Source organism: Duganella sp. S19_KUP01_CR8, assembly GCF_036688705.1.
In the GTDB taxonomy this organism is placed as follows: Bacteria; Pseudomonadota; Gammaproteobacteria; order Burkholderiales; family Burkholderiaceae_D; genus Rugamonas.
Genome location: NZ_JAQQPR010000013.1, coordinates 147,024 through 160,338 on the forward strand (window position 1 = coordinate 147,024; position 13,315 = coordinate 160,338).

Sequence of the window (13,315 nt, forward strand, 5' to 3'; positions counted from 1 at the left end):
GCCGCACAACGATTTCCGGAGAATGGTTTCTGTCGCCACGACATAACCTACTCAAGGAGATCAGCATGAGCACCCCATCCCACATCGCTACGCTATACCTGGCTGTCTGGAACGAACGCGACGCCGCCGCCCGCCGCGCGCTGGTGGCGCGCGCCTTCGCGCTGGACGCCAGCTACCTCGACCCGATGATGCGCGGCGCCGGCCACGACGGCATCGACGCCATGATCGCCGGCGCGCAAAGCCAGTTCCCCGGTTTCCGCTTCGAACTGGACGGCACGCCGGACGGCCACAACCACGTGGTGCGCTTCTCGTGGACGCTGGCCGTGCCCGGCAGCGCGCCGGTGGCGCACGGCACCGATGTCGCCGAACTCGGCGACGACGGCCGCCTGACCCGCGTCACCGGCTTCCTGAACGCCGCCTGATTGCAATCGAGCTATTATTGCCCTTCAAGGAGATCATCATGCCTGTACTGAGCGCACCAGGATTTATCCGCACCGACGACGGCGTCGACCTGTTCTACCGCGACTGGGGCGATGGCGCGCCGGTGCTGTTCGTGGCCGGCTGGTCGCTGCCGTCGGACATGTGGCAATACCAGATGCTGGCCTTGTCGCAGCGCGGCCTGCGCTGCATCGCCTTTGACCGGCGCGGCCACGGCCGCTCCAGCGATCCGGGGCGCGGCTACGATTTCGACACCTTGGCCGACGACCTGGCCGCCGTCATCGAGGCGCTGGACCTGCGCCGTGTGACGCTGGTCGGCCACTCGATGGGCTGCAACGAAATCGTCCGCTACCTGAGCCGCCACGGCAGCGCCCGCGTGGCCCGGATTGCGCTGCTGGGCACGATGACGCCGATGATCACCCAGGACGACAGCAACCCCGACGGCATAGCTCCCGCCCTGCTGGACTACTTCCGCAACCAGCAGCTGGCGCGCGACTTCCCGCAGTGGGTGGACGACAACCTGCCGCCGTTCCTGACGCCCGACACCTCGCCGGCGATCGCCAACTGGCTGCGCCAGCTGGCGCTGGGCGCCTCGCTGCAAGCGCTGACGGAATGCAACCGCGCGCTGGACGGCGCCGATTTCCGTCCCGAACTGCCGCGCATCGACCGCCCGGTGCTGCTGATCGCCGGCGATGCCGACGTCAGCGCGCCATACGCCCTGACCGCCGCGCCGAGCGCGGCGCTAATCCCGGACGTGCGCCTGCACCGTTACGAAGGCGCGCCACACGGCATGTTTGTCACCCACCTGGAGCGGGTCAACGCCGACCTGCTGGACTTCCTCGACGTGGCGCCGGCATGAACGGCGCGGCCGACTATTTCAGCGACTTCGCTACCGCGCTGAAGTACTGGCGCGGCAAGCGCGGCTACAGCCAGCTGCGCCTGTCGACCGAGAGCGAGATTTCGCAGCGCCACATCAGCTTCCTGGAAAGCGGCCGCTCGCAGCCCAGCAAGGACTTGATACTCAAGCTGGGCATGGTGCTGGAAATCCCTCTGCGACAGCGCAACGTCATGCTGCTGGCGGCCGGCTTCGCGCCGGCCTACCAGGAGCGCAAGCTGTCCGATCCCGAGCTGGGCGCGGTGCGCCAGGCGCTGGATTTCATGCTGGCGCAGCAGGCGCCGTATCCGGCGCTGGTGGTGGACCGCCTGTGGAACCTGGCGCTGGCCAACGCGCCGGCGGCCGGCATGATGCGCTGGCTGCTGGGCATGCCGGATGACGCGGCGATCCCCACCGACGGCTCGGTCAACGTGCTCAAGCTGATGCTGGATCCGCACGGCGTGCGCCAGTACCTGCGCAACTGGGAGGAAGTCAGCGCCGACCTGCTGCACTGGATACAGCGCGAAGCCATGAGCGACGGCCCCGGCAGCGAAGCGACCCTGCTGCTGGGCGAGTTGCTGGCGCTGCCAGGCATCGCCGGCATGTCGCGCACTCCGAACCTGGACCGCCGCGCCTTGCCCTTCCTGCCGATGACGCTGCGCAAGGACGGCGTCGAACTGAACCTGTTCACCACCATCGCCACCCTGGGCACGCCGCACGACGTCACCGTGCACGAGCTGAGGATCGAATCGTTTTTCCCGGCCGACGAGGCCAGCGCGGCGTGGTTCCGCGCCCATCATTGCTAGCTGTCCGGCAAGGCGTCCAGGATCTCGCGCACGCCGCCGCCGAAGATCTGGCGGGCGATCTCCTCGCCCAGATAGCGCTCGTAGATTTTCTGCACCTCGCCGTCGGCGATGACGGCGCGCAGCGCCTCGGTGTAGCGGCGCAGCGTCGGCGCCGCCACCTTGTTCGACACATACATGCCCACCAGCGCGCGCGGCGATTCGGCGAACGGCGTGGCCGTCATCTTGCCCAGCATGTGAAACTGGCGCTGGTGCAGCACGTGGATGGCCGGCGGCGCCAGCGTGCCTTCGGCCCGCCCGGCCAGGATCTTGCGGAACACCACGCCGTAGTCGTTGACGTATTCCAGCCGCCCCAGCTTTTGCAGCCGCTCCATCTGCACCATCGTCGCGGCGGAATACGAAATGCCGCGCGTGACGTTCAGGCGCGCCGTGCTGCGCTCGACAAACTCCTCCAGGCTGCGGAACTTGCCCGCGCTCTTGTTGAGCAGCAGCAGCTCGAAATGGGTGTAGGTGTAGGGCAGCCACACGCCATGGCGGTCGCGCTCGGCGGTGCGCAGCGAGGCGCCGGTCAGGTCCAGCTGGCCGTTGAAGAATTGCGCATACAGCCGGCCGTGCGGATACCACTCCAGCTCGAAGGTGCAGCCGCTGCGCTTGCGCACCGCCTCCAGCACGTCGGCCGTGATGCCGCGGATGGCGGCGCCGTCGCGGTAGGACGAGTAGCCCAGGTCGCTCAGGCCGGCCCGCGCCGGCGCGCAGGCGGCGTCCGCCGCCCACGCCGCGGGCGCGGCGGACAGCAGCAGGCTCAGCAAGACGGTGCTCGGGCGCTTGGACATGTCGTCAGGAGGAAACAGATAGTTTCCAAAGTGTAACACCAGGCCCCGGCAAAAGGTGGGGTCTTGCGGCGGGAATGATTTCCGTAGATACTGTATGTATTCACAGTAATTTTACCCGCACCATGGCTGAAGACCAGCGCCGCATTGCCCACCTCGACATGGACGCGTTTTATGCGTCCGTCGAGCTGTTGCGCTATCCCGAGCTGCGCGGCCTGCCGGTGGTCATCGGCGGCGGCCGCGACGCCCAGCCGGTGGCGCAGGCGGACGGCACCCACACCTTCTCGCGCCTGCGCGACTATGTGGGACGCGGCGTCATCACCACCGCCACCTACGAGGCGCGCGCGCTCGGCGTCGGCTCGGCCATGGGCATGATGAAGGCGGCCAAGCTGGCGCCGGACGCGATCCTGTTGCCGGTCAACTTCGACGCCTACCGCCATTGTTCGCGGCTGTTCAAGAACGCCGTGGCCGCCATCGCGCCGGATTTCGAAGACCGCGGCATCGATGAAATCTATATCGACCTGACCCATGTCGAAGGTGAGACGCGCGAGCTGGCGCAGCGCATCAAGCAGGCCGTGCGCGACGCCACCGGGCTGTCGTGCTCGATCGGCATCACGCCCAACAAGCTGCTGTCGAAGATCTGCTCGGACCTGGAAAAACCCAACGGCCTGACCATCCTCGGCTACGACGACATCCCGGCGCGCATCTGGCCGCTGGGCGTGCGCAAGATCAACGGCATCGGCCCCAAGGCCACCGAGAAGCTGGCGGCGCTGGGCATAGAGACCATCGGCCAGCTGGCGGCGGCCGACGCCGGCTTGTTGCAAGACCATTTCGGCGCCCACTACGCGGCCTGGCTGGCCGAGGCCTCGCACGGCGTCGACCACCGCGAGATCTCGACCAGCTCCGAGAGCAAGTCGATCAGCCGCGAAACCACCTTCGAGCGCGACCTGCACGCGCGCCAAGACCGCGACACCCTGTCCGGCATCCTGACCCAGCTGTGCGCCCGGCTGGCGGACGACCTCAAGCGCAAGGGCTACGTCAGCCGCACCATCAGCATCAAGCTGCGCTTCGACGATTTCCAGATCGTCAGCCGCAACGTCACCCTGCCGCAGCCGGTGGCCGACACCACCGGCATCCTGCACGCCGCGCGCGAGTGCCTGAAGCGGGTGCCGCTGCAACGCCGGCTGCGCCTGCTGGGCGTGCGCGCCAGCACGCTGGAGCCGCCCGGCTCCGGCCCGCAGGCGGCGTTGCCCTTGCAAGGCGAATTGTTCGCCTAGAAGTTGTTTCAAAAAGACCGCAGCGTCGTTGTGGCGCCTCGCCGTGCAATCGCACTGTCTTCGGCGCCACGCCTAGCTGCGCTCATTTTGAAACAACTTCTTAGTCACGCAACAGATTCGGTCCGGCGCCGCCATCACCGTGTAAAATGGCGCTCCCCTGGCATTACTGAAACAAGGCTCAACACATGTGGTTCAAGAATCTACAGATTTACCGTCTGCCGGCCCCTTGGGCCTACACTCCCGAACAACTGGAAGCAGCACTGGCCTCCCACTCCTTCGTCCCGGCAAGCAGTAATGAGCTGCTGCGCCAGGGTTGGGACACGCCGCGTCCGAACGGCGGCCTGGTGCACGTCGTCAACAAGCAAATGCTGATCCTGCTGGGCACCGAGAAGAAGCTGCTGCCGAACACCGTCATCAACCAGGTCGCCAAGGCGCGCGCCGCCGAAATGGAAGAAGCCCAGGGCTTCGCTCCGGGCAAGAAGGCGATGAAGGAACTGAAGGAACGCGTGGCCGACGAACTGCTGCCGCGCGCCTTCTCGATCCGCAGCAACGTCTGGACCTGGATCGATCCGGTCAACGGCTGGCTGGTGGTCGACGCCGCCAGCCCGGCCAAGGCCGACGAAGTGATCAAGCTGCTGCTCAAGGCGGTCGACAAGCTGCCGCTGGAAAGCCTGCGCGTGCAGCGCTCGCCGGTCGGCGTGATGACCGAATGGCTGCAAGCGGACGATGCGCCGGCCGGCTTCACGGTCGACATGGATACCGAACTGCGCGCCACCGGCGAGAGCAAGGCTGCCGTGCGCTATGTGCGCCACACGCTGGAAGCGGACGAAGTGCGCCGCCACATCGCGGCCGGCAAGCAGTGCACCCGCCTGGCCATGACCTGGGACAGCAAGATCTCCTTCGTGCTGACCGAATCGCTGGCGATCAAGGGCATCAAGCCGCTGGACGTGATCGCCGAAAAGGAATCGAGCACCAAGAACGACGACGAACGTTTCGACGGCGATTTCATGCTGATGAGCGGCGAATTGGCCAAGCTGATGGCCGACGTGGTGGAAGCGCTGGGCGGCGAAGCCAAGGCTTGATCGCATCGCAACAAAAGCCGTTGTCTGTTGGTTAAGAATGCCGCAAAGTCTTTGATTTTGCGGCATTTTTCATGTAACTTTTGATAAAAAACCGGGAAAATAATTTCGTTGCTCTGTAGAAATTAGCGCGATTTCTGCTATAGTGGAAGATGTTATCAAATTAGGAACTCGCGATGAGCACCTTCGTCCCCATTATCACCACTGACCAGATCGCCAACATCCTGACCACCCAGGATGTCTTGACCTGGACCAGCGAGGATATCGCGGCGTTGAGCACGCTCCAGGTGCCGGCCCTGCGCACCGATCACGTGTCCGTCATGACCAGCTACCAGCTGTCCTTCCTGGCCACCGGCAGTGTCGCGGTGTTGACCACGCAGGACCTGGTCGCCATCAAGCCCGCCACCCTGAACGCCGTCGGCGCCGTGCCGTCCGGCTTCATGGGCGCGCTGACCAGCGCCCAGATCGTCGCGCTGACCACCGCCCAGGTGGCCGCCTTGGGCACCAAGGCCTTCACCAGCCTGAGCACCCAGGCGATCGCCGCGTTTGAAACGGCCGACCTGGCCGCCTTGAGCACCGCCAATATCGCCAGCCTGTCGTCCGACCAGGTGGCCCTGATGAGCACCGGCCAGTTGGCCGCGTTGAGCACGCGCCAATTGGTGACGCTGTCGGCCGACGAAATGCTGGCCATCGGCACGCAAGGCATCGCCGCGCTGGGGACGCGTGGCATCGCCGCGCTGACCAGCGCGCAGTTGACTGCGCTGAGCTTGAACCAGGTGGTGGCGCTGAGCACCGCGCAGGCCGCCGCGCTGAGCGGCGCGCAACTGAACGCCTTGTCCACCGCCGCCATGGCCGGCATGGAGACGGCCGATGTCGCCGCGCTGAAAACCGCCGCCATCGCCGCGCTGTCGACGCGCCAGGTGGCCGCGCTGGGCGAGGCCCAGTTGACCGCCTTCACCACCGGCGATTTCGCCGCCTTGAACAGCGCCCAGCTGGCGGCCTTGTCCACCGACGCTTTGGCCGGGCTGGAAAGCGGCGACCTGGCCGCGCTCAAGCTGACCCTGCTGCCGGCGCTGAGCACCGACCTGCTGGCCAGCCTGCGCACCGAACAATTGGCCGGCTTTGGCTCGCGCCAGATGAGCCTGCTGAGCAGCAACCAGGTGGCGGGACTCAATTCCGACCAGATCCGCCTGCTGGACACGAGGCAGATCGCCGGCTTCGGTTCCACCCAGGTGGCCGGCCTGTCGACGGCGGATATCGCCACGCTGCACTTCTCGCTGAGCGGCTTGAGCAGCGCGTTCATGGCGGCGCTGTCGTCGGACCAGTTTGCGCAGCTGGCCAATACGGATTTCAACTTGCTGAGCACGGCGCAGATCGCCGCGCTGCGCACGGCCACGCTGGCCGGCATGAACACCGCGCAGATCGCCAATCTGTCGACCACCCAGGCGGCGGCGCTGAGCAGCGCGCAGCTGGGCAGCCTGTCGACGGCGTTGATCGCCGCGCTCGGCACGGCCGATTTGGCGGCGCTCAAGACCGCCGCCATCGCCGGCTTGACCACGCAGCAGATGGCGGCGCTGGGCAGCGCGCAGTTGCGCGCGTTGACCCCCGCACAGTTTGCCGCGCTCAGCAGCAAGCAAATCGGCGTGCTGTCCAGCGACGCGATCGCCGCCCTGCCTACAGCCGATCTGCTCGCCATGAATCCGGGCGCTATTGCTTCGCTGAGCCCGTCCGTGATTGCTCTGTTGACCACGACCCAGCTCAACAACTTGAGCACCCGCCAGTTCGCCGCGCTCACCACGGCGCAGATCGCTGCCTTGTCCACCGATCAGGTTGGCGGCTTCAGCACGGCACAGATCCGCGTCCTCACTGCGGCGCAGCTTGCGGCGATGTCGACCGGCGATATGGGTGCGCTGTTTTTCTATCCGACCAGTGGCGCGGCCATGAGCACGGCCACGATCGCCGCCATGTCGTCGGGGCAGCTGATTGGCCTGGTGTCGGCCGGCGGTGACTTTGGCGCGCTCACCACGGCGCAGATCGCGGCACTGCGTCCGGCAGCGCTGGCCGGCCTGTTTCCACAGCTGCTCACCACCGCACAGGCCGCCGCGCTGAGCGGGGCGCAATTGAGCAGCCTGTCCACGGATCAAATCTCCTGGTTCATCACGGCGGACGTGCAGGCCCTGAAAACTAGCGCCATCGCGGCGCTGACGACCCAGCAGGTCGCCGCATTGAGCAGCTCGCAAGTACGCGCCCTGACCACCACCCAGATCGCCGCGCTGAGCAGCAAGCAGTTCGACGCGCTGAGCACCTACGGCCTGAGCGGACTAGATACCGATGACCTGGCCGCGCTGAACCCTGGCGCGCTCGGCGCGCTCGACACCGCCAGCTTCGCCGGCCTGAGCACCGCGCAACTGGCGGGCTTGGGCACGCGCCAGATCGCCGCGCTGACCAGCGCGCAGTTGAACGCGCTCAGCAGCACGCAAATCCACAGCCTGAGCGCCACCCAGGTTGGCGCGCTCAGTTCGCTGCAGGTCGGCAGCCTGTCGACCGGCGAGATCGCCGGCCTCGGCTCGGCCACCCTGTCGTCGCTGCGCACCGCCGCGATCGCCGCACTGAATTCCGACCAGCTGGCCGTGCTGGGCGCCGCCGACGGCGGCATCGGCATGGTGCAGCTGCTGACCACGGCGCAGATCGCCGCGCTGCGCAGCGCCGCGCTGGCCGGCCTGACCACCGCCGAAACCGTGTCGCTGACCGCCACCCAGGTCGCCGCGCTGGGCAGCAGCCAGCTGCGCGCGTTGAGCACACAGGCGATCGCCGCCATGGAACCGCTGGACCTGGCCGCGCTCCGCACCGCCGCCATCCCCGGCCTGACCTCGGCCCAGGTGGCCGCGCTATCGAGCAGCCAGCTGGCCGCGCTGACCATGGCGCAATTCCTGACCCTGAACGCATCGCAGCTGAGCGCATTGTCGTCCGACACCATCGCCGGCTTCTCCAGCGCCAATATGGCCGCCTTCGGCACCGCCTATATCGCGGCGCTGAGCCCGTCGGCGGTCGGCAACCTGAGCGTGATGCAATTGTCCAGCCTGACCTCGCAGCAGTTTGCCGTGCTGTCCAGCGACCAGTTGGCGGCCCTGCACACGGCGCAGGTCGCCGGCCTGGGCGTGCCGCAGGTGCTGGGCCTGAGTTCGCGCAACATCGCCGGCTTGTCGAGCGCCGACGTGGCCGCCTTGAGCGTCATCGCCGCGCGCACCTTGAGCACCTCGGCGCTGGCCGCGCTGCGCTCCGACCAGCTGGCCGCGCTGGCCAACGATCCGTCCGGCGTCCTGTTCGGCACGCTGGGCACGGCGCAGATCGCCGCGCTGCGGGCCGCCGGCCTGGCCGGCCTGAGCACCAGCCAGGTGGTGGCGCTGAGCACCGCGCAGGCCGCCGTGCTGAGCAGCAGCCAGCTGGCCGCCTTCTCCACCAATGACATCGCCGCGCTGGAAACGGCCGACCTGGCCGCGCTCAAGACCAATGCGCTGACCGGCCTGAGCGCCCAGCAAGTGGCCGCCTTCAACAGCGACCAGGTGACCGCGCTGACCAGCGCCCAGGTCGCCGCGCTGAACAGCAGCCAGATGCTGGCGCTGTCGTCGTCGGCCATCGCCGGCTTGCAGACCAATGATGTCGGCGCGTTGAGCACGGCGGTGATCGCCTCCCTGCCGGTCAGCGCGCTGCTGGGCCTGAGCACGGCCCAGGTGGCGGCGTTGAGCACGCGCCAGATCGCCGCCCTCAGCACCGACCAGCTGGTCGGCCTGAGCGCGCTGCAACTGGCCGCGCTGACTTCGGCGCAACTGGGCGCCTTCGGTTCGCGCCAGATCAGCGCGTTGTCGGCGAGCGCCGTCGACGCGTTGGATCCGGCCGCGCTGATCGGCCTGAAGACCGCCGCGCTGGCGGTGCTGACCGCGGCCCAGCTGGCCCAACTGGGCAACGACGCCGCCGGCGCCAGCCATATCGACCTGCTGTCCACGCAGCAGATCGCCGCGCTGCGCAGCGCCGCCATCAGCGGCCTGAGCACGCGCCAGATCGTCGCCCTCAGCACGGCCCAGGCGGCCGCGCTGAGCAGCGCCCAGCTGGCCGCGCTCGGCACCAGCGACATCGCCGCGTTCGACGCGGCCGATGTGGCGGCCTTGCGCGCGGCCGCGCTGACCGGCCTGACGACCGACCAGGTGCGGGCGCTGACCGCCGCGCAGCTGACCGCGCTGACCACCCAGCAGCTGGCCGCCTTCAACAGCGCGCAACTGGGCGCCTTGTCCAGCGACACCCTGCTGGGCCTGTCGACCGCCAACCTGTCGGCGCTGACCACCGCCGCCATCAGCGGCTTGACCACGCGGGTGATCTCGCAACTGACGCCGTCGCAGCTGGCGGCCTTGAAATCGCAGCAGGTGGCGGCGCTGGGCAGCGACCAGGTCGCCGCGCTCGGCACCGACCAGATCCTGGCCTTCAGCTCGTCGCAGCTGGGCGCGTTCGGCTCGCGCCAGATCGCCGGCCTGTCGACCACCGACCTGGCCGCGCTCGACAGCCGCTCGCTGCCGGGCCTGAGCACGGCCGCGATCGCCGCGCTCAGTTCGGCGCAACTGGCCGCGCTGGGCGCCGGCCTCGCCAGCGCCCAGTTCGCCTCGCTGCGCAGCGCGCAGATCGCCGCGCTGAGCACGGCCGCCTTGCAGGGCCTGGGCAGCGCGCAGCTGGTCGCCCTGACCACCGGCCAGGCGGCGGCGCTCAGCAGCCGCCAGATCGCCGCGCTGACCCTGGCGCAGATCGCCGCGCTGGAAGGGGATGACCTGGCCGCGCTGAAGACGGCGACCATCGCCGCCCTCAGTTCCGACCAATTGTCGGTGCTGGGCACCGACGCCGGCGGCGTCAGCCATATCGACGTGTTGACGACGGCCCAGATCGTTGCCTTGCGCAGCGCGGCCCTGGCCGGCCTGGGCACGCGCCAGATCGCCGCGCTCAGCACGGCGCAGGCGGCGGCGCTGCTCAGCCAGCAGGTGGCCGCACTGTCGACCCGGCAGATCGCCGCGCTCGAGACGGCCGACCTGGCCGCGCTGAAAAACACCGTCATCGCCGGCCTCGGCAGCGCACAACTGGCGGCGCTCAGCAGCGCCCAGCTGGGCGCGCTGACGACCACGCAGTTCGGCGCGCTGAGCAGCGCGCAGATCGGCGCCCTGAGCAGCCAGATGGTGGTCGGCCTGTCCACCACCAACCTGGCCGCGCTGAGTCCGCAAGCAATCGCCGGACTCGGGGAATCGTTGCTGGCCAGCCTGACCCAGAACCAACTCAACAGCCTGAGCACGCGCCAGATCGCGGCGCTGCTGAGCCAGCAGGTCGCCGCCCTTGGCAGCGCCCAGCTGGCCGGGCTGGCGCTGGCGCAAATCGGCGCGCTCGGCTCGCGCCAGATGGCCGGCCTGTCGACCACGGATATCGTCGCGTTCGACAACACCCACCTGAGCGCCTTCAGCACGGCGGCGATCGCCAGCCTGCGGCCGGAGCAGATGGCGGTGCTGGGCCAGGACCTGGCCGGCTTCGCCAGCCACTTCAGCGCGCTGACCTCGGCGCAGGTGGCGGCCTTCGGCACCGCCGCCATGCAGGGCTTGACCTCGGAACAAATGCAAGCCATGAGCGACAGCCAGGCGGCGGCGCTGAGCAGCGCGCAGCTGGCGGCACTGGCGCCGGCGCTGCTGGCGGTGCTGTCCACGCAAGATATCGCGGCGTTGCGCACCTCCGCGATCGCCGGCCTCAAGACGGCCCAGGCAGCGCTGCTGGGCAGCAGCCAGCTGGCGGCCCTGACGACCGCCCAGGCCGCCGTGCTGAACAGCGCCCAGGTGGCGGCCTTGAGCGCCACGGCGCTGCTGGGCCTGGAAAGCGCCGACCTTGCCGCGCTGAGCACCAATGCGCTGGGCGGCCTGTCGGGCGCCGACTTCGGCAGCCTGGGTTCGTCGCAACTGGCCGGCCTGACGTCGGCCCAGGTGGCGTCGCTGCGCAGCGCCCAGCTCGACGGACTGGGCACGCAACAGATCTACGGTTTCAGCTCGATGCAGATCGGCGCGCTGCGGTCGCAGCAGCTGGCGCGCCTGTCGGTGGAAGACGTGGCCGCCATCAGCACCGCCAACCTGGCCGCCTTGAGCACGGCGGCCTTGGCCGGCCTGACATCGGCGCAAATGACGGTGCTCGGTTCCGATCCGCTGGGCAGCGCGGCGCAACTGATCTCCGTGCTGAGCACGGCGCAGATCGCCGCCTTGCGCAGCGCCGCCCTGCAGGGCTTGAGCGCGGCGCAGGTCGCGGCCCTGACCACCGCCCAGGTCGCAACGCTGAGCAGCGCCCAGCTGGGCGCCTTGCAGCTGACGGTGATCGCGGCGATGGAAACGGCGGACGTGGCGGTACTGAAGACCTCGGCCATCGCCGGCCTCAAGACGCAGCAGGTGCTGGCCCTGACCAACGTCCAGCTGGCGGCGCTGAGCACCGGCCAGGTGGCCGCGCTCAACAGCACCCAGCTGAGCATCCTGGGCGCCAGCCAGGTGGCGGCGCTGAGCACGGCCGACGTGGCGGCGATCAATCCGCTGCTGCTGAACGCCGCCGCGCGCGAAGGCAACCTGCTGGCGGCGATGAGCACCGCCCAGCTGCGCGCCTTGACCACGGCGCAGTTCGCCGCGCTGAGTTCGGCGGCGGTGGTGCAGATCCAGGCCTTGGCGCTGGCGACCATTGAAACGGCCGACCTCGCGGCGCTGGGCACGGCCGCGATCCGCGCCCTGCATGACGACCAGTTGCTGGCGCTGGGCACCGACCAGATCAGCGCGCTCAGCCTGGCGCAGATCGCGGCGCTGCTGCCGAGCGCTTCCGGCGCCGACCAGTTCAGCGCCGCCCAGATGGTGGCGCTGTCGTCGGCCCAGCTGGGGGCGATGAGCACCGCGCTGATCGCCGACCTGACGGCGGCCAACCTGGCCGCCATCGAAACGCGCGACATCCGCGGCCTGAGCACGCGCCAGATCGTCGCCTTGTCGCCGACCCAGATGCAGGGCATGCAGACCGCCCAGCTGTCGGCGCTGACCACCACGCAGACCCACGCCATGTCGTCGGCCCAGTTCAACGGCCTGAGCCAGAGCCAGAAGGATGCCTTCAGCACGGCCCAGTTGAGCGCCATGCCGTTCGTCACGCCGCTGGTGCTGGACCTGGACGGCAACGGCATCCGCACGCTGGGGCTGGAGGCCGGCGTCAAGTTCGACCTGGCGGCCAGCGGCGAGCAACGCGCCACCGGCTGGGTGGGACCGGGCGACGGCTTGCTGGCGCTGGACCGCAATCACAACGGCAGCATCGACGACGGCAGCGAGCTGTTCGGTTCGGCCACCCGGCTGGCCGCCGGCGGCACCGCCGCCAACGGCTACCAGGCGCTGGCCGAACTCGACAGCAACCATGACGGCATGGTCAGCGCGCTCGACGCCGGCTACAACGACTTGCGCGTGTGGGTCGACGCCAATGCCGACGGCGTCAGCCAGGCCGGCGAGCTGAAGACGCTGGCGGCACTGCGCATCACCAGCCTGAACCTGGATGTGCAGCTGGGCGGCGCCGTCGATCATGGCAACATCATCGGCCTGACCTCCAGCTACACCAGCACCGACGGCCAGCAGCACGCGGCCGCCGACGTCTGGTTCCAGCAGGGCTTGAGCGCCCAGGTCAGCGGCATGGCGCAAGCCTTGTCCGCATTCGACGCCGGCGCGCGGCAGGCGCCGCAGGCCAGCCTGGACTTCGACGGCGGCAAGCCGGCCGGCGCCCTGGCGGCCAGCGCGGCGCGCATGGCGGAGGTGCTGCAACAGTTCCATGACCTCGGCCGGAACACCGCCGGCGGACAGGTGGACAGCGACACGCTGCGGCTGAAAGCCTTGCAGACGGCCACAGGACACGGTCTGCTGGCGGCGCCCAACTAGCCGGCTTTCCGTTCCAAAAAAACCGCCAGCCTGAACGCGCTCAAGATCGCGTTCGGTGCCGG

Annotated in this window: 7 protein-coding genes; 6 read left to right on the plus strand and 1 reads right to left on the minus strand. The window is 68.8% G+C overall.

Going from position 1 to position 13,315, the window contains the following annotated elements; translation table 11 throughout:
- Positions 1–65 precede the first annotated feature (65 nt).
- The 3 genes from V6M89_RS15075 to V6M89_RS15085 are packed head-to-tail and all read left to right on the plus strand — an operon-like array spanning position 66 to position 2,118.
- Positions 66–422, plus strand: a complete 357-nt coding sequence (locus tag V6M89_RS15075) for a nuclear transport factor 2 family protein (RefSeq protein ID WP_332853923.1) — start codon at positions 66–68, stop codon at positions 420–422.
- A gap of 38 nt (positions 423–460) precedes the next feature.
- Positions 461–1,297 carry an alpha/beta fold hydrolase gene (locus V6M89_RS15080; RefSeq protein WP_332853924.1) on the plus strand — a complete coding sequence of 279 codons (837 nt, stop codon included), beginning with the start codon at positions 461–463 and terminating at the stop codon, positions 1,295–1,297.
- The gene (locus V6M89_RS15085; RefSeq protein ID WP_332853925.1) at positions 1,294–2,118 is read left to right on the plus strand and encodes a helix-turn-helix domain-containing protein; all 825 of its coding nucleotides are present in this window, start codon (positions 1,294–1,296) and stop codon (positions 2,116–2,118) included. The genes V6M89_RS15080 and V6M89_RS15085 overlap by 4 nt, the downstream gene beginning before the upstream one ends.
- Here V6M89_RS15085 and V6M89_RS15090 read toward each other — a convergent pair.
- Complete coding sequence (locus tag V6M89_RS15090) at positions 2,115–2,948, minus strand: substrate-binding periplasmic protein (protein WP_332853926.1); 834 nt, start codon at positions 2,946–2,948, stop codon at positions 2,115–2,117. The genes V6M89_RS15085 and V6M89_RS15090 overlap by 4 nt on opposite strands.
- Positions 2,949–3,070: 122 nt before the next feature.
- Between V6M89_RS15090 and dinB the strand changes: the two genes are divergently transcribed.
- The 3 genes from dinB (at position 3,071) to V6M89_RS15105 (ending at position 13,253) form a co-directional block, all read left to right on the plus strand.
- Entirely contained in the window at positions 3,071–4,222 is a 1,152-nt protein-coding gene (gene dinB / locus V6M89_RS15095) for a DNA polymerase IV (RefSeq protein ID WP_332853927.1), read from the plus strand.
- A gap of 185 nt (positions 4,223–4,407) precedes the next feature.
- The gene (locus V6M89_RS15100; RefSeq protein WP_332853928.1) at positions 4,408–5,304 is read left to right on the plus strand and encodes a recombination-associated protein RdgC; all 897 of its coding nucleotides are present in this window, start codon (positions 4,408–4,410) and stop codon (positions 5,302–5,304) included.
- Positions 5,305–5,477: 173 nt separating this feature from the next.
- On the plus strand, positions 5,478–13,253 hold the full coding sequence (locus V6M89_RS15105) for a hypothetical protein (protein WP_332853929.1): 7,776 nt from the start codon (positions 5,478–5,480) through the stop codon (positions 13,251–13,253).
- The last annotated feature ends 62 nt before the right edge of the window (positions 13,254–13,315 follow it).

What these genes read in the sequence shown, in the direction of transcription:
- V6M89_RS15090 (WP_332853926.1), bottom strand. Translation starts at nt 2,948, where the DNA reads ATGTCCAAGCGCCCGAGCACCGTCTTGCTGAGCCTGCTGCTGTCCGCC.
- V6M89_RS15100 (WP_332853928.1), top strand. Translation starts at nt 4,408, where the DNA reads ATGTGGTTCAAGAATCTACAGATTTACCGTCTGCCGGCCCCTTGGGCC.
- dinB (WP_332853927.1), top strand. Translation starts at nt 3,071, where the DNA reads ATGGCTGAAGACCAGCGCCGCATTGCCCACCTCGACATGGACGCGTTT.
- V6M89_RS15075 (WP_332853923.1), top strand. Translation starts at nt 66, where the DNA reads ATGAGCACCCCATCCCACATCGCTACGCTATACCTGGCTGTCTGGAAC.
- V6M89_RS15080 (WP_332853924.1), top strand. Translation starts at nt 461, where the DNA reads ATGCCTGTACTGAGCGCACCAGGATTTATCCGCACCGACGACGGCGTC.
- V6M89_RS15085 (WP_332853925.1), top strand. Translation starts at nt 1,294, where the DNA reads ATGAACGGCGCGGCCGACTATTTCAGCGACTTCGCTACCGCGCTGAAG.
- V6M89_RS15105 (WP_332853929.1), top strand. Translation starts at nt 5,478, where the DNA reads ATGAGCACCTTCGTCCCCATTATCACCACTGACCAGATCGCCAACATC.